15 protein-coding genes are annotated in these 16382 nt (G+C 70.5%); 8 read left to right on the plus strand and 7 right to left on the minus strand.

Going from position 1 to position 16382, the window contains the following annotated elements:
- The first annotated feature begins 316 nt into the window (after positions 1-316).
- From leuA to ACIQMV_RS13940, 3 genes are all read left to right on the plus strand, one after another.
- Positions 317-2038 carry a 2-isopropylmalate synthase gene (gene leuA, locus ACIQMV_RS13930; protein ID WP_141361093.1) on the plus strand — a complete coding sequence of 574 codons (1722 nt, stop codon included), beginning with the start codon at positions 317-319 and terminating at the stop codon, positions 2036-2038.
- Positions 2039-2233: 195 nt separating this feature from the next.
- Positions 2234-2932, plus strand: coding sequence for a TerB family tellurite resistance protein (locus ACIQMV_RS13935; RefSeq protein ID WP_141361095.1), 699 nt, complete (start codon positions 2234-2236; stop codon positions 2930-2932).
- A gap of 517 nt (positions 2933-3449) precedes the next feature.
- The gene (locus tag ACIQMV_RS13940) at positions 3450-4394 is read left to right on the plus strand and encodes an FAD-dependent oxidoreductase (protein WP_402592914.1); all 945 of its coding nucleotides are present in this window, start codon (positions 3450-3452) and stop codon (positions 4392-4394) included.
- Here ACIQMV_RS13940 and ACIQMV_RS13945 read toward each other — a convergent pair.
- Positions 4384-5580: a GNAT family N-acetyltransferase gene (locus ACIQMV_RS13945; protein ID WP_402592814.1), complete on the minus strand. Its 1197-nt coding sequence runs from the start codon at positions 5578-5580 to the stop codon at positions 4384-4386. The two genes, ACIQMV_RS13940 and ACIQMV_RS13945, sit on opposite strands and share 11 nt — an antisense overlap.
- Positions 5581-5876: 296 nt before the next feature.
- Between ACIQMV_RS13945 and ACIQMV_RS13950 the strand changes: the two genes are divergently transcribed.
- Positions 5877-6347 (plus strand): protein phosphatase, encoded by a 471-nt coding sequence (locus ACIQMV_RS13950; RefSeq protein WP_402592815.1) that lies wholly within the window; start codon positions 5877-5879, stop codon positions 6345-6347.
- Positions 6348-6478: 131 nt separating this feature from the next.
- Here ACIQMV_RS13950 and bla read toward each other — a convergent pair whose 3' ends face one another.
- Complete coding sequence (gene bla, locus ACIQMV_RS13955; RefSeq protein ID WP_402592816.1) at positions 6479-7549, minus strand: class A beta-lactamase; 1071 nt, start codon at positions 7547-7549, stop codon at positions 6479-6481.
- Here bla and recO point away from each other — a divergent pair.
- On the plus strand, positions 7548-8294 hold the full coding sequence (recO, locus tag ACIQMV_RS13960; protein WP_172632975.1) for a DNA repair protein RecO: 747 nt from the start codon (positions 7548-7550) through the stop codon (positions 8292-8294). The two genes, bla and recO, sit on opposite strands and share 2 nt — an antisense overlap.
- 55 nt (positions 8295-8349) lie before the next feature.
- The gene (locus ACIQMV_RS13965) at positions 8350-9183 is read left to right on the plus strand and encodes an isoprenyl transferase (protein ID WP_141361105.1); all 834 of its coding nucleotides are present in this window, start codon (positions 8350-8352) and stop codon (positions 9181-9183) included.
- 135 nt (positions 9184-9318) lie between these two features.
- Here the strand turns inward: ACIQMV_RS13965 and ACIQMV_RS13970 are convergent, their stop codons facing one another.
- From ACIQMV_RS13970 to ACIQMV_RS13985, 4 genes are read right to left on the minus strand one after another with little or no spacing between them, the layout of a single operon-like run.
- Entirely contained in the window at positions 9319-9729 is a 411-nt protein-coding gene (locus ACIQMV_RS13970; protein ID WP_141361107.1) for a Fur family transcriptional regulator, read from the minus strand.
- A gap of 58 nt (positions 9730-9787) precedes the next feature.
- Positions 9788-10690 (minus strand): metal ABC transporter permease, encoded by a 903-nt coding sequence (locus ACIQMV_RS13975; protein ID WP_141361109.1) that lies wholly within the window; start codon positions 10688-10690, stop codon positions 9788-9790.
- On the minus strand, positions 10690-11475 hold the full coding sequence (locus tag ACIQMV_RS13980; RefSeq protein WP_141361111.1) for a metal ABC transporter ATP-binding protein: 786 nt from the start codon (positions 11473-11475) through the stop codon (positions 10690-10692). The genes ACIQMV_RS13975 and ACIQMV_RS13980 overlap by 1 nt, the downstream gene beginning before the upstream one ends.
- Before the next feature lie 17 nt (positions 11476-11492).
- Complete coding sequence (locus ACIQMV_RS13985) at positions 11493-12452, minus strand: metal ABC transporter substrate-binding protein (RefSeq protein WP_402592817.1); 960 nt, start codon at positions 12450-12452, stop codon at positions 11493-11495.
- Between the two features lie 173 nt (positions 12453-12625).
- On the opposite strand from ACIQMV_RS13985, the gene ACIQMV_RS13990 reads away from it, so the two are divergent.
- A complete protein-coding gene (locus ACIQMV_RS13990; RefSeq protein ID WP_141361115.1) occupies positions 12626-14008 on the plus strand; it encodes a glycine--tRNA ligase in 1383 nt (460 codons plus the stop codon).
- A gap of 77 nt (positions 14009-14085) precedes the next feature.
- Here ACIQMV_RS13990 and ACIQMV_RS13995 read toward each other — a convergent pair whose 3' ends face one another.
- Complete coding sequence (locus ACIQMV_RS13995; RefSeq protein WP_402592818.1) at positions 14086-15138, minus strand: chitinase; 1053 nt, start codon at positions 15136-15138, stop codon at positions 14086-14088.
- Between the two features lie 221 nt (positions 15139-15359).
- Between ACIQMV_RS13995 and ACIQMV_RS14000 the strand changes: the two genes are divergently transcribed.
- A complete protein-coding gene (locus ACIQMV_RS14000) occupies positions 15360-16376 on the plus strand; it encodes an aldo/keto reductase (RefSeq protein WP_402592819.1) in 1017 nt (338 codons plus the stop codon).
- Positions 16377-16382: the final 6 nt, after the last annotated feature.

The raw sequence follows: 16382 nt of genomic DNA on the forward strand, positions 1-16382 counted from the left end.
GCGCTTCCGTCACGGAGTGATAGGCGTCCGTGACGGAGTGGCAGGCGGCCGGGCGTGGCCGGGGGGCCGCGCCGGTGACATCGCGCACTTTTTGCCCTGTTTGCCCCTTCGGTTTCGCATACTGGGACGGGCCCGCGCATCCGGCGCGGCTCGGCTAGGCTGCGCAGCATCATGCGTTTCGGGCTGCTTCTCCTTAGCTGCCGCGGCGAGGGCCTGTAGTCGAGGCCGACCCCCTCCCCGCGGAGTTCGGCGTTGCGCCGTCGGCCGTTCACCGGCACCCGCGGACCTGCGGAATTTTCGAGGAGCCCACGCACACATGGTCAACCGCCAGCAGCCCAGTTCCATGCCGATCCACAAGTACGGCCGCTACGAGCAGGTCGACATCCCCGACCGCACCTGGCCCGGCCGCCGGATCACCGCCGCTCCCCGCTGGCTCTCCACCGACCTGCGCGACGGCAACCAGGCCCTGATCGACCCGATGTCGCCCGAGCGCAAGCGCCGGATGTTCGACCAGCTGGTCAAGATGGGCTACAAGGAGATCGAGGTCGGCTTCCCGGCCTCGGGCCAGACCGACTTCGACTTCGTGCGCTCGATCATCGAGGAAGAGGGCGCGATCCCCGAGGACGTCACGATCTCCGTGCTGACCCAGGCCCGTGAGGATCTGATCGAGCGGACCGTGGAGTCCCTGAAGGGCGCCCGGCGCGCCACCGTCCACCTCTACAACGCCACCGCCCCGGTCTTCCGCCGGGTCGTCTTCCGCGGCTCCAGGGACGACATCAAGCAGATCGCCGTCGACGGCACCCGCCTGGTGATGGAGTACGCCGAGAAACTGCTGGGCCCGGAAACGGAGTTCGGCTACCAGTACAGCCCCGAGATCTTCACCGACACCGAGCTGGACTTCGCCCTGGAGGTCTGCGAGGCGGTGATGGACGTGTACCAGCCGGGCCCGGGCCGCGAGATCATCCTCAACCTGCCCGCCACGGTGGAGCGTTCGACGCCGTCGACGCACGCGGACCGCTTCGAGTGGATGCACCGCAACCTGTCCCGCCGCGAGTACGTCTGCCTGTCCGTCCACCCGCACAACGACCGCGGTACGGCCGTCGCCGCCGCCGAACTGGCGCTGATGGCCGGCGCCGACCGCGTCGAGGGCTGCCTGTTCGGGCAGGGCGAGCGCACCGGCAACGTCGACCTGGTCACCCTGGGCGTGAACCTGTTCTCGCAGGGCGTCGACCCGCAGATCGACTTCTCCGACATCGACGAGATCCGCCGTACGTGGGAGTACTGCAACCAGATGGAGGTCCACCCGCGCCACCCGTACGTGGGCGACCTGGTCTACACGTCCTTCTCCGGCTCCCACCAGGACGCCATCAAGAAGGGCTTCGACGCCATGGAGGCCGACGCGAAGGCCAAGGGCGTCACGGTCGACGACATCGAGTGGGCGGTGCCGTACCTGCCCATCGACCCCAAGGACGTCGGCCGCTCCTACGAGGCCGTCATCCGCGTCAACTCGCAGTCCGGCAAGGGCGGTGTCGCCTACGTCCTGAAGAACGACCACAAGCTGGACCTGCCGCGCCGGATGCAGATCGAGTTCTCGAAGATCATCCAGGCGAAGACGGACGCCGATGGCGGCGAGGTCACGCCGAAGGAGATCTGGGCGGCCTTCCAGGACGAGTACCTGCCGATTCCGGAGAACCCCTGGGGCCGCATCCAGGTCAGGACCGGCCAGTCGACGACGGACACCGACGGGGTCGACACGCTCACCGTCGAGGCCACCGTCGACGGCGAGGACACCGTTCTCACCGGCTCCGGCAACGGTCCGATCTCGGCCTTCTTCGACGCCCTGCACTCCATCGGCGTCGACGTACGCCTGCTGGACTACCAGGAGCACACGATGAGCGAGGGCGCCTCCGCCCAGGCCGCCTCGTACATCGAGTGCGCGATCGACGACAAGGTCCTGTGGGGGATCGGCATCGACGCGAACACGACACGTGCGTCGCTGAAGGCGGTCGTCTCGGCCGTCAACCGCGCGGCGCGCTGACCGCTCTGACCGGCGCTTTCGGGGCCCCGGCCGCCTGCTGAGGCGGCCGGGGCCCCGTCGTGCGCCCGACGAGTATCGGCCAGTCTCCGCCGCAGGTCACGGAAAGGTCTCCTCCGGGGTACTGACGACACCTCGACAATGTGGCTAACATCACGCCAGTGCGGCGATGTTGCCGCGCCGTTACGGAGGTGGGACGTGCTGCCAGTACGGGGACGAAACGGCCGTGTCACCAGGCTTGCCCGGCTGCTGGGCACCCGTACCGCGTGGACGCCGGTCGGCGACGGCGAGTTCTTCTGCCCCGGCTGCGGCGGGGACCGCAACTACCAGCGGCTGAGCGGGCGTCGGCGCTTCACCGTCCTCGGCGTGCCGCTGCTGCCGCGCGGCACGGCCGGGCCAGTCGTCGAGTGCGCCGCCTGCGGCGGCCACTTCGGCACGGACGTCCTGGACCATCCGACGACCACCCGCTTCTCCGCGATGCTCCGCGACGCCGTGCACACGGTCGCCCTGGCGGTGCTGTCCGCGGGCGGAACCGGCTCCCGTACGGCCCTGGAGACCGCCGCGGCCACCGTCCGCGCGGCCGGCCTGGCCGACTGCACCGAAGAGCAGCTGGCCGCCCTGGTCGAGGCGCTGGCCGCGGACACCGGGCGCGCCTACGACGACCAGCCGTGCGGCGCGGGCCTGGCCATAGAGCTGCACGAGGCCCTCGACCCGCTCGCCCCGCACCTGGCCCCCGCGGGCCGGGAGTCGATCCTCCTCCAGGCCGCCCGCATCGCCCTGGCCGACGGCCCCTACACCCCCGCCGAACACGACACCCTCAGCACCGTCGGCGCGGCCCTGACCATCTGCACGGACGAGGTGACCCGGCTGCTGACGGCGGCGCGCACACCTTCGTAGCACCCGCTGCCCGGCTGGACCCGGTCTCTCCCGTGGGCGGCACATGGGGCGCGTGGTGGGCACCCCGCGTCTCCGGGACTCGGACCGGCCCCGTCCTCGACCGATGCGACGGGGCCCAGGCACCCCCGGACCGACGTGCGACTGGAGATGCGGCACGCGACGGTCACCGTGCACGGAGCCTCGCCCGCGGCGTCCGCCCGCCTCCCCGTTCGCATGGGCGACCTGCCCCGCGAGCCTGTCGGCTTCCAGCCCCGAGAGGACCTGGTGGCGGACCTCGCCCGCGTCGCCTACGCACCGCTCTGTGCACGAGTGCCTTGTCCACGTGAGCCGGGCAGGCCGCGGCAGGTCACGGGGCGGGGAAGAGTGTTGTCGCCACGCCGGGCACACCGCGGCGACGTCGTGGCAGACGTGGAGCGTACGGTGGTTCGAACAGGTGCGACGCAGGGACGCTGCCCGGGCGAGGGCGAGGGCGAGGAGAACAACCACACGGAGGTGTGCATTGTCGGCCGGCGTGGTGGTGATCGGTGCCGGAGTCGTGGGACTCACCACAGCGGTGTGTCTGGCGGAGTCCGGAATGGACGTACGGGTGGACACGGATCGGTCCCCGGGCGAGACGACCTCGGCAGCCGCGGGCGCGATGTGGGATCCGTACCTGGTGGAGCCCGCTCACCTGGTCGACCGGTGGAGCCGCGTGACCCTGTCGGTGCTGAACACGTTGAGCGCCGATGCGGAGACGGGGATCCGACAGGTGGAAGGCACTCACGAGTCCCGGATTTCCCGCGGGATGCCGGAGTGGGGCAGCCTGGTCGAAGCCCGCGTCTGTGAACCCGGTGAACTCCGCCCGGGTTTCCTGTCCGGGTGGCGTTATCGTGCCCCCGTCGTCGACATGCCCCGATATCTGCGCTACCTGGCCCGCCGGCTCGAGCGGGCCGGCGGTCACCTCCGCCGTCGCCGTTACCACACGCTCGAAGAAGCGGTGCGCGAAGCGCCGGTGGTCGTCAACTGCTCGGGCGCGGGAGCCCGTTCGCTGGCGGCGGACCGCTCGGTCGAGGCGGTGCGCGGCCAACTGGTGGTGGTCGAGAACCCGGGTATTCGGTCGTTCTTCTGCGACGACACCCCGGGGGCCGACGAGCTCACCTACATCTACCCGCACTCCGACGCCGTGGTCCTCGGGGGGACTGCGGTGTCCGGGAACTGGGACCTGCGCCCCGACGAGGCCGCGGCTCGGGAGATCGTCCAGCGCTGCGTCGCGGTCGAACCGTCCCTCGCGGGTGCCCGCGTACTGGAGCACCGGGTCGGGCTGCGGCCGGCGCGGGAGGAGGTGCGACTCGAGGGGGAGTCCCGTGAGGGCACACTGCTCCTGCACAACTACGGTCATGGCGGAGCTGGACTGACCCTGTCGTGGGGGTGCGCCCGTGAGGTCGCCGAGCGGATCCGCGGGGCGACCGGACTCATTCCCTGATCTGCCACTGCCGGCGCTCCGTGATTCCCTGCTCCGAGCCTCTGCGGAAGAGGTACAACCAGGTCCGCATCGCCAGCGCGGCGCCCAGGGCGGCTGTCCACGGCCAGCTGGTGGTCTTCGTTGTCACGAGCGCCGCACCGAGTACCGGCGAGACAGCGGTGAACACCATCAAAGCGATTTCGCTCCGGCTCCGGCGAAATCGGAAAGCGATGGAAAACTCGGAATGCTCGTACCAGGCGATTGCGGCACTCAGCACGACGGCCAGGACCATGGCCGTCCATGGATTGCTGCTGACTTGGGCGTAAGTGACGGGAAGTGAGATCACGAAAGGTAACACGCCGCCGTACTCGGACAGCACGTTCCCCCACTTCATGATCTTGCCGAACGAGTTCGAGCGTATTCGGGCCAGTTCGCCGGAGGCGCTCGCGTACACGATCAGAGAGAGCACGGTGCTGAAGGTTGCTCCGATGAGCAGCAGACGGACATCGTCAGGGAATCGTTTCGATGCAAAGGCGAAGCCCAGGAGGAACGTCACAGCGGCGAGAATGGAACCGGAGAAGGCTATGCCCGCCGCGGCTTCCCCGGACTGCAGGGTCGCCGGGTCGTCCCGCTCAAAGCGTGCGATTTCGAACGCGGGTGCACCGGACAGGGTGACCAGGGCCGTTACGGCGTGGTCGGCGGGTGCCAAGGATTCCATGAGCTGTTCACGGGCGCTTGTGTGAACGAGATGCCGCGCATCCGGATCGATGTATGCGACGCGCGTTGTGTGCTGGAAGTGGAGGGGAAGCGCGTCATCCGTACCGCTGGTGTGCATGACCCGAGTTCCTATGAAACCGCACGCCAGTAAGAGGCGCGTCACCGTCGGCTGCCCGGTGTTCGCCACCGCGGAGACCAGCGGCGGTTCGCCGGACCTTCGCGGAACCTGCCGCAGCATCTCGGCCAGGAGCTGTGATGCCACGCCGTTCCGGCGCATCCCGGCCCGGACCGCGATCACCGACAGGCGCACGTGCCCCGGGGAAGGCATCTCCGCGGCGACGCAACCCACCAACTCGCCCGAGGACTCGGCCACTCGAACCAGCCTGCGCTCAAGGGCCTCGGCAAGGAGTGCCGGCGACGGCACGACGGCCGCGTCACACGTATCGGCCAACAGGGTTCGGATCTGGGCGAGATCAACGGGGAGGGCCATCCGGGTAGACCATGCGGCCATGTCCATGGGGTCCGTTCAGCCGGTCGGAGTGTGGGGGGATCCTACAGATCGAAGGTCTGATGTACAGGGGGGTGCGGGTCCTGCCTGCGCAGTCCCCCGGTCGGTGATGCTCGGTGGCCTGCCCTGCCCTGCCCTGCCCTGCCCTGGCCTTGCCGACCACCCGCCGGCTGTCTGCCCCGTGAGCGGGGACGACTTCCTGGGGGCAGCGGCTTCGGACACCCGGCTTGTATAGTCGCCGCGCCGCGACGGACATGTCGGAAGGGGATGCCGGAGCCGTGAACGGGGAGCACGAGCACTACGCCGGACACGAGGAGCCGTGGGACGAGCGGACCCCGGGCGTCCTGCGACTGCCGTCCGGACGGCTGGTACGGGGCAGAGGACTGCGCCACGCCCTCGACCCGTCGGCGCAGACCCCGTCGTACGGCGTCTACCTCCTCGGCGAACAGCCGCCCGCGACCCCCTGGGCGCTCCGCTGGCTGCGCTGGCCCGACTTCCGCCTCCCGGCGGACCGTGAGGAGGCCCGCTCGGTGCTCACCGACGCCTGGGCCCGCGCCATCACCGAACGCGTCGAACTCGCCTGCGCCGGCGGCCGCGGCCGCACCGGCACGGCCCTGGCCTGCCTGGCGGTCCTCGACGGCGTACCGGCGAAGGAGGCCGTCGCCTACGTCAGAACCCACTACGACCGGCACGCGGTGGAGACACCGTGGCAGAAGCGGTACGTACGGCGCTTCACGCCGCCGCTGTGACCGTCGCTGTGACTGCTCCTGCGCCGGCGGGCGTTCCCCGGGAATCGCGACCCTGACCCAGCGGCTCACGCGACGGCGTACGCCGACGCCCGCAGCCGCGGCGAGGCGCCCTGAGCGCCGAGCGCCGTGCCCTATCCCAGTGCCTCCGCCACCGCGGCGGCGGTCCGGGCCACGAGGGCGTCGTCGTACGGGGCGTCCCGGGCCGGTTTGGTCGACAGCACGGCCAGGACCACGGGGGAACCGGACCCGGTCCACGCGACACCCACGTCGTTGGTGGTGCCGTGGGCACCGGAGCCCGTCTTGTCCGCGACCGTCCAGGTCGGCGGCAGGCCCGCGCGGAAGCGGTTCGCGCTGGTGGTGTTGTTCAGCAGCCAGTGCGTCAGCAGCCGGCGGTCGTGACGGTTCAGCGCGTCCCCGAGGACGAGACGGGCGTAGGTGCGGCCGATCGCGCGCGGGCTCGTGGTGTCCGTGAGCCGCCAGGGCTCGGCGGTGTTGAGGTCCGGCTCCCAGCGGTCCAGGCGGGTCACCGGGTCGCCGAGCGAGCGGGCGAAGCGGGTGACGGCGGTGGGGCCGCCGAGCTCGCGCAGGAGCAGGTTGCCGGCGGTGTTGTCGCTGAAGCGGATGGCGACGTCGGCGAGTTCGGCGATGGTCATGCCCGTGGCCAGGTGCGCACGGGTCTGGTCGGAGCCTTCCAGCACCAGGTCGGCCTCGGTGTAGTGGACGCGACGCGAGAGGACCTCGCCGTGGCGGTCCAGGTCCCGCAGGACCGCTGCCGCCGCCAGGGTCTTGAACACCGAGCACATCGGGAAGCGTTCGTCGGCCCGGTACCGGACAGTCCGGCCGGTGGCGGGGTTGTGGGCGAACACGCCCAGCCGGGCGCCGTGCCCCTGCTCCAGGGCGCGCAGGCGCGCGGTGGTGCCGTCGTCCGGCAGGGCGTGCGCGGGCGTGGCCGTGGCGGCGGCCGTCGCCGCGGCGAGAGCGGCGGTGGTCAGCAGGGCACGTCGGGTCGGCGCGGACTTCCTCGGGGCTCGGATGGCGCTCTCCTCCGGTCGGTGCGGACGGAACGATCCGTCGGTGCGGACAGGACGATCTCCACAGTGACCGACGCCGCCGGGGACATCGCGGTTGCGCCGCGCCGGGAGCCCGACGGGGGCGCGGGCGCGGCCACGCCCACATCCGCCGTGAGCGACAATGGACCCCATGAGTCTGTTCCGCGACGACGGCATCGTGCTGCGCACCCAGAAGCTGGGTGAGGCGGACCGGATCATCACGTTGCTCACCCGCGGGCACGGACGGGTGCGGGCCGTGGCACGGGGGGTGCGGCGGACGAAGTCGAAGTTCGGGGCCCGGCTCGAGCCGTTCTCGCACGTGGACGTGCAGTTCTTCGCTCGGGGCAGTGAGCTGGTGGGGCGGGGGCTGCCGCTGTGCACGCAGAGCGAGACCATCGCCCCCTACGGCGGCGGGATCGTGACCGACTACGCCCGCTACACCGCCGGGACGGCCATGCTGGAGACCGCCGAGCGGTTCACCGACCACGAGGGCGAGCCGGCCGTCCAGCAGTACCTGCTGCTGGTGGGCGCCCTGCGCACCCTCGCCCGGGGCGAGCACGCCCCGCACCTCGTGCTCGACGCCTTCCTGCTGCGGTCGCTGGCCGTCAACGGCTACGCGCCCACCTTCGGCGACTGCGCCAGGTGCGGGATGCCCGGTCCGAACCGCTTCTTCTCGGTGGCCTCCGGCGGCTCGGTCTGCGCCGACTGCCGGGTGCCCGGCAGCGTCGTACCCTCGCCGCAGACGCTCGCGCTGCTCGGCGCGCTGCTCACGGGGGACTGGGAGACCGCGGACGCGTGCGAGCCGCGGTACGTCAGGGAGGGCGGCGGGCTGGTCTCCGCCTACCTGCACTGGCACCTGGAGCGCGGGCTGCGCTCACTCCGGTACGTGGAAAAGTAGTACGCCCACCAAGCAGTACGTCAGTACGCCCGAAAACAAGGGAGACGAGAAGCACATGGCCGTACGCGGGATCCTGGGGCGCCGGCGCCCGGAGTACAGGGCGCCCGAGCCGCATCCGTCCGGCGCCCGCGCGCCGAAGCTCCCCGGAGAGCTGGTCCCCGAGCATGTGGCGATCGTCATGGACGGGAACGGGCGCTGGGCCAAGGAGCGCGGGCTGCCCCGCACCGAGGGGCACAAGGTCGGTGCCGAGCGGGTGCTGGACGTGTTGCAGGGCGCGATCGAGATCGGCGTCGGCAACATCTCCCTGTACGCCTTCTCCACCGAGAACTGGAAGCGCTCGCCCGACGAGGTGCGCTTCCTGATGAACTTCAACCGCGACTTCATCCGCAAGACCCGCGACCAGCTCGACGAACTCGGCATCCGGGTGCGCTGGGTGGGCCGTATGCCCAAGCTGTGGAAGTCGGTCGCCAAGGAGCTCCAGGTCGCCCAGGAGCAGACCAAGGACAACGACCGGCTCACGCTGTACTTCTGCATGAACTACGGCGGCCGGGCCGAACTCGCGGACGCGGCCAAGGCGCTCGCGGAGGACGTCAGGGCGGGCCGGCTCGACCCGTCCAAGGTCACCGAGAAGACCATCCAGAAGTACCTGTACTACCCGGACATGCCGGACGTCGACCTGTTCCTGCGCCCGAGCGGTGAGCAGCGCACGTCCAACTACCTGCTCTGGCAGAGCGCGTACGCGGAGATGGTCTTCCAGGACGTCCTGTGGCCCGACTTCGACCGCCGCGACCTGTGGCGGGCCTGCATCGAGTTCGCCTCCCGCGACCGCCGCTTCGGCGGCGCGATCCCGAACGAGGAACTCCTCGCCATGAAGGGCGACGACGAGTAGATCAGCCCCGCTCGGGGTGCCCCCTGCTCGTAGAGCTCGGGGGAGATCGTGGACGAGGCCGTCAGGCCGAAGCGGGGGTCCGGGGGTGGCAGCCCTCCAGGGCCGGCCACCCCGGACCACCCGCACAGAACAGGCTCACCCCGCGGAGCAGTCCGCGCAGGTGCCGAAGATCTCCACCGTGTGGGCGACGTTGACGTAGCCGTGCTCCGCGGCGACCGCCTCCGCCCACTTCTCCACCATCGGTCCCTCCACCTCGACCGCCTTGCCGCAGACGCGGCAGACGAGGTGGTGGTGGTGTTCGCCGGTGGAGCAGCGGCGGTAGACCGACTCGCCGTCGGAGGTGCGCAGGACGTCGACCTCGCCCGCGTCGGCGAGGGACTGAAGGGTGCGGTAGACCGTCGTCAGGCCCACCGAGTCGCCCCTGTGCTTGAGCATGTCGTGGAGCTCCTGCGCGCTGCGGAACTCGTCGACCTCGTCGAGGGCCGCCGCGACAGCGGCACGCTGCCGGGTGGCGCGGCCCTTCACGGGCGGTCCAGCGGTGGTCACCGGTCGGCCTCCTCACGTCTCGCCTGCGGGCCATTGTGCCAGCCCGGGCCGTGCGCGGTCAGGCGCCGGCCCCGTCGCCGGCGGCCCGGGTGGCCGGAATCGCGCACTCCGCGGGGTCCCCGGCGGGCCGCGCGGCGGCGAGTGCCCGCGCGCGTCGCCGGGCCAGCGGCGTGGCCAGTACGGTGAGCGCGATGAACGCGGCGATGGTGAGCAGCACGATCGTCGCGCCGGGCGGCACGTCCTGGTAGTACGACGTGACCGTGCCGCCGATCGTCACGCTCACCCCGATGGCGACGGCGATGGCGAAGGTCGCGGCGAAGCTGCGGCTGAGCTGCTGGGCCGCGGCCACCGGGACCACCATCAGCGCGCTGACCAGCAGCAGCCCGACCACGCGCATCGCGACCGTCACCGTCACCGCCGCCGTGACCGCCGTCAGCAGGTTCAGGGCGCGCACCGGCAGCCCGGTCACCCGGGCGAACTCCTCGTCCTGGCTGACCGCGAACAGCTGGCGGCGCAGGCCCAGGGTGACCAGTACGACGAAGGCGGCCAGCAGGCAGATCGCGGTGACGTCGGACTGCGAGACCGTGGAGAGCGAGCCGAACAGGTACGACGTCAGGTTCGCGTTGGAGCCGCCGGGGGCGAGGTTGATGAACATGACGCCGCCCGCCATGCCGCCGTAGAAGAGCATCGCGAGGGCGATGTCGCCGCGGGTGCGGCCGTACCAGCGGATCAGCTCCATGAGGACCGCGCCCAGGACGGAGACCGCCGTCGCCATCCACACCGGGGAGGTGGACAGCAGGAAGCCCAGGCCGACGCCGGTCATGGCGACGTGGCCGATGCCGTCGCCCATCAGGGCCTGGCGGCGCTGGACGAGGTAGATGCCGACGGCGGGGGCGGTGATGCCGACCAGGACGGCGGCGAGCAGGGCCCGCTGCATGAAGGCGTAGTTCAACAGGTCCATCAGCTCAGCAGTCCCGTGCGGATCGGATCGGCGCCCGAGGCGTCGTGGGGGTGTACGTGGTCGTGGCCGGGCAGGGCATGCTGGCCCACGGCCTTCGGGGGCGGCCCGTCGTGCAGGACGCAGCCGTCGCGCAGCACCACCGCCCGGTCGATCAGGGGCTCCAGGGGGCCCAGCTCGTGCAGCACGAGCAGCACCGTCGCCCCGGCCGCCACCTGCTCCTTCAGCGTGCGGGCCAGCACCTCCTGGCTGGCCAGGTCGACGCCTGCCATCGGCTCGTCCATGATCAGCAGCTCGGGTGCGGCGGCGAGGGCGCGGGCGATCAGCACGCGCTGGTGCTGACCGCCGGAGAGGGCGTCCACTGAGTCCTTCGCGCGGTCCGCCATGCCGACGAGCTCCAGGGCGTGCCGTACGGCCGCGTGGTCGGCCTTGCGGAAGACCCCGAAGCGGGTACGGGAGAGCCGGCCCGAGGAGACGATCTCGGTGACGGTCGCCGGGACGCCGCCCGCGGCGGTCGTGCGCTGCGGTACGTAGCCGACGCGCGCCCAGTCGCGGAAGCGGCGGTGCGGGGTGCCGAACAGTTCGATCTCACCGGCGCTCACCGGCACCTGGCCGATGACGCTGCGCACGGCCGTCGACTTGCCGGAGCCGTTGGCGCCGAGCAGCGCGACGACCTCGCCCCGGCGCACGGTGAGGTCGATGCCGCGCAGGACGGGACGCGAGCCCAGGTCGGCGCGCACACCGCGCAGGGAGATGACGGGTTCGGCGGGTTCGCTCCCGGCGTCCATGACGCCCTCCGTCGCGCTCACTTGGCGCCCAGGGCTTTCTGCAGCGCCTCGAGGTTGGCGTCCATGACCTGGAAGTAGTCGGTGCCCCGGGACTTGTCGGTGATGCCCTCGAGGGGATCGAGGACGTCGGTCTTCAGATGCGCGTCCCTGGCGAGGGTCTTCGCGGTCTTGTCGCTGACCAGCGTCTCGTAGAAGACGGTCGTGACCCCGTCGGACTTCGCGGTCTCCTGGAGGTCCTTCACCCGGGCGGCGCTGGGCTCGGACTCGGGGTCGAGGCCGTTGATGGCCTCCTGGGTCAGGCCGTAGCGCTCGGCGAGGTAGCCGAAGGCGGCGTGGGTGGTGATGAAGACCGTGCTCTTGGTGTCCTTCAGTCCGGTCTCGTACCGGGTGTTGAGCTCGCCGAGCTCCTTGACCAGGGCCGCGGTGTTCTTGCGGTAGTCGGCCGCGTGGTCCGGGTCGCCCTTCTCGAAGGCCTTGCCGACGCCCTCGGCGATCTGCGCGTAGCGCACCGGGTCGAGCCAGACGTGCGGGTCCTTGCCGCCGTGCTCCTCGTCGTGGTGGGCGTCGTGCTGGTCGGCGTGGCCGCCGACGTCGGTGCCGTGCTCCTCCAGCGTGGTCAGGGACGCGGCGTCGACCTTCGTCGCGATCCCGGACTGGGCGACGGCCTTGTCGACGTTGGGCTGGAGGCCCTTGAGGTAGAGCACCGCGTCGGACTTCTCGAGCTGCACGGTCTGCTGGGCGCTGATCTCCAGCTCGTGCGGCTCCTGGCCGGGCTGGGTGAGACTGGTGACGTGCACGTGGCTCCCGCCGATCCGCTCGGCGAGGAAGGCCATCGGGTAGAAGGACGCGACGACGTCGTACTTCCCGCCGCTGCCGCCGGCCGCGCCGGCGGAGGAACAGGCGGAGAGCGCTCCGAGGCCGAGAGCGGTGACCGTCAGGGCCGTGGAACCGGATATGAGGCGTCGTCGTACGTTCATGACAGTCATTTTCAACGAAGATGGAAACCGTTGTCAACAAGGCTCGCGGCAAGCCCGAAAAGGGCCCTTACCCGGCACCGATTTGGTCGAGGGGGAGCCACCGCCGGTACCCTGAAGCATTCGCTCGTGAAGCGTCTCGCTTCGTCGCCCGTCGTCGTAATGAAGAGAGCACCGTGGCCGCCGACAAGATCGACACCATCGTCAGCCTGAGCAAGCGCCGTGGCTTCGTATTCCCCTGCAGTGAGATCTACGGCGGTCAGCGTGCCGCCTGGGACTACGGGCCTCTGGGTGTCGAGCTCAAGGAGAACCTCAAGCGTCAGTGGTGGCGCTACATGGTGACGTCCCGCGAGGACGTGGTCGGCATCGACTCGTCCGTGATCCTGGCGCCCGAGGTCTGGGTCGCCTCCGGTCACGTCGCCACCTTCACGGACCCGCTGACGGAGTGCACCTCCTGCCACAAGCGGTTCCGCGCCGACCACCTGGAAGAGGCCTACGAGGAGAAGAAGGGCCGCGCCCCGGAGAACGGTCTCGCGGACATCAACTGCCCCAACTGCGGCAACAAGGGCCAGTTCACCGAGCCCAAGCAGTTCTCGGGGCTGCTCTCCACCCACCTCGGCCCCACCCAGGACTCCGGCTCCGTCGCCTACCTGCGTCCGGAGACCGCCCAGGGCATCTTCACCAACTTCGCCCAGGTGCAGACCACCTCGCGCCGCAAGCCGCCGTTCGGCATCGCCCAGATGGGCAAGTCGTTCCGCAACGAGATCACGCCGGGCAACTTCATCTTCCGCACCCGCGAGTTCGAGCAGATGGAGATGGAGTTCTTCGTCAAGCCGGGCGAGGACGAGAAGTGGCAGGAGTACTGGATGGAGCAGCGCTGGAACTGGTACACCGGCCTGGGTCTCCGTGAGGAGAACATGCGCTGGTACGAGCACCCGCAGGAGAAGCTCTCCCACTACTCCAAGCGCACCGCCGACATCGAGTACCGCTTCCAGTTCGGCGGCAGCGAGTGGGGCGAGCTGGAGGGTGTCGCCAACCGCACCGACTACGACCTCTCCTCCCACGCCAAGTCCTCCGGCCAGGACCTCTCCTACTTCGACCAGGAGGCCGGCGAGCGCTGGACGCCGTACGTCATCGAGCCGGCGGCCGGTGTCGGCCGGGCGATGCTCGCCTTCCTGCTCGACGCCTACGTCGAGGACGAGGCGCCCAACGCCAAGGGCAAGATGGAGAAGCGCACGGTGCTGCGCCTGGACCACCGCCTGGCCCCGGTGAAGGTCGCGGTGCTGCCCTTGTCGCGCAACCCGGAGCTGTCGCCCAAGGCCAAGGGCCTGGCCCAGGCCCTGCGCCAGAACTGGAACATCGAGTTCGACGACGCCGGCGCCATCGGCCGCCGTTACCGCCGCCAGGACGAGATCGGCACGCCGTACTGCGTCACGGTCGACTTCGACACCCTCGAGGACAACGCGGTCACCGTCCGCGAGCGCGACACCATGAAGCAGGAGCGCGTCTCCCTCGACCAGATCGAGGGCTACCTGGCCGGCCGCCTCGTCGGCTGTTGACCCGGTAACCCGGCAGTCCCTCAGCGCCGGCCGGCCGCCGAGACCTCACTCGGCGGCCGTCCGGCGTTCGCCGTTGCTCAACGGCCTTGCAGGGCCTTCACGTTGTCGCCGAAGGTCCAGTTCTTCGACCCGTCCCAGTTGATCGACCAGGTCATCAGGCCCTTCAGGCTGGTGCCGTAGTGGCGCCAGGCCTCGGAGACCAGCGCGGGCGCCATGTGCCCGCCGCCCGCGCCGGGCTGGGCGGGCAGGCCCGGGACCTGCTTGTCGTAGGGGACCTTGATCGTCGTGCCCTGGATCACCAGGCCCTTGGCGAGGCAGTCGGTCTGGGCGGTGAAGCCGGCCACGGTGCCGGCCTGGTAGGAGTCGCCGGAGCAGCCGTACATGCTGCCGTTGTAGTACTGCATGTTCAGCCACCACAGGCGGCCGTTGTCGGCGTACTTCTTGATGATCGGCAGGTACGCGCCCCAGATCGAGCCGTAGGCGACGCTGCCGCCGGTGACGTAGGCGGTCTCCGGGGCCATCGTCAGGCCGAAGTTCGACGGCATCTGCGCGAGGACTCCGTCGATGATCCGGATCAGGTTGGCCTGGGACGCGGACGGCCGACCGATGTTCCCGCTGCCGGTCAGGCCCGTCTCGATGTCGATGTCGATGCCGTCGAAGTTGTACTTCTTCAGGATCGGGACGATCGTCGCGACGAACCGGTCCGCCACGGCCGTCGAGTTGAGGTCGATACCGGCCGTCGCGCCGCCGATGGACAGCAGGATCGTCTGCCCGGACGCCTTGGCCGCGCACATCTCCGCGGGCGTCGCCACCTTCACGCCCGCGTCCATGCCGTCCTCCCACAGGGTCGTTCCGTCGGAGCGGATGACCGGGAAGGCCGCGTTGATCACGTTGTAACCGTGTGCGGCGATGCGCGAGTCGGTGATCGGTGTCCAGCCGAAGGGCGGATGGACACCGTTGGCGGAGCCGTCCCAGTTCTCCCAGTAACCCTGGAGCACCTTGCCGGCGGGTCGGGACTTGACGGCGCACGTGTCGGCCGCGGATGCGGTGGGGGCCAGGGCGATGGAGAGCTGGGTGAGGCAGGCGGTCGCCAGGGCGGCGGCGAGCAGACGCAGTCTGCGGCGGATCATGCGGAGCCTCCCGGTGGGGGTGCGGTGAGGTGTCGTAGGCATGACAGTGCTCGTGGTCCAGACCTCTCGTCAATAGGTCTGGACCAAATCCGCGGGCCGCTGGGCATCGCTCGTCGTGACAGATGACAGCTGACAGATATTGATATCTGTCAGCTGTCATGTCAGGCTGTTTCGGGGTACCCGTCCCACCCGCACTCCGAGCCCCCAAGGAGCCCTCTCTCATGGACACCCGCCACCTCGGAACCACCGGCCCCCAGGTCTCCGCCCTCGGCCTCGGCTGCATGGGCATGTCCGCGCTCTACGGCGAGGCGGACCGGACCGAGTCCATCGCCACCGTGCACGCCGCTCTCGAAGCGGGCGTGACCCTGCTCGACACCGGCGACTTCTACGCCATGGGCCACAACGAGATGCTGGTCGGCGAGGCACTGCGTACCGCCCCCGCGGCCCGCCGCGAACAGGCCCTGCTCAGCGTGAAGTTCGGCGCCCTGCGCGATCCGGACGGCAACTGGGCCGGCTACGACGGCCGTCCGGCCGCCGTGAAGAACTTCGCCGCCTACTCCCTCCAGCGCCTCGGCGTCGACCACATCGACGTCTACCGGATCGCCCGGGTCGACCCGGACGTGCCGATCGAGGAGACCGTCGGCGCCATCGCGGAGCTCGTCGAGAAGGGACACGTTCGGCACATCGGCCTCAGCGAGGTCGGAGCCGACACGATCCGCCGGGCCGCCGCCACCGCGCCGATCTCGGACGTCCAGATCGAATACTCGCTCGTCTCCCGTGGCGTCGAGGACCGGATCCTGCCCACCACCCGCGAACTCGGCATCGCCATCACGGCGTACGGGGTGCTCTCGCGCGGTCTGATCTCCGGGCACTTCGCCCGCGACCGGAAGCTCGCGGCGAACGACTTCCGGGCCCATTCGCCCCGCTTCCAGGGCGAGAACCTCCAGCACAACCTGGACCTCGTCGAGGCCCTGCGCAAGGTCGCCGAGGGCAAGGGCGTCACGGTCGCGCAGATCGCCATCGCCTGGGCGCTCTCCCGGGGCCCGCGGCACGACACGGTCGTCGTCCCGCTGATCGGCGCCCGCACCCGGGAGCGGCTGGCGGAGGCACTGGGCGCCACGGCCGTCACGCTGGAGGAGGCCGACCTGGCGGCCATCGAGGAGGCCGTCCCGGCGGACGCGGCCGCGGGCGCGCGCTACCCCGAGGCGCAGATGGCCCACCTGGACAGCGAAGGCTGACCCGGC

Source organism: Streptomyces sp. NPDC091412 (assembly GCF_044756885.1).
GTDB lineage: Bacteria > Actinomycetota > Actinomycetes > Streptomycetales > Streptomycetaceae > Streptomyces.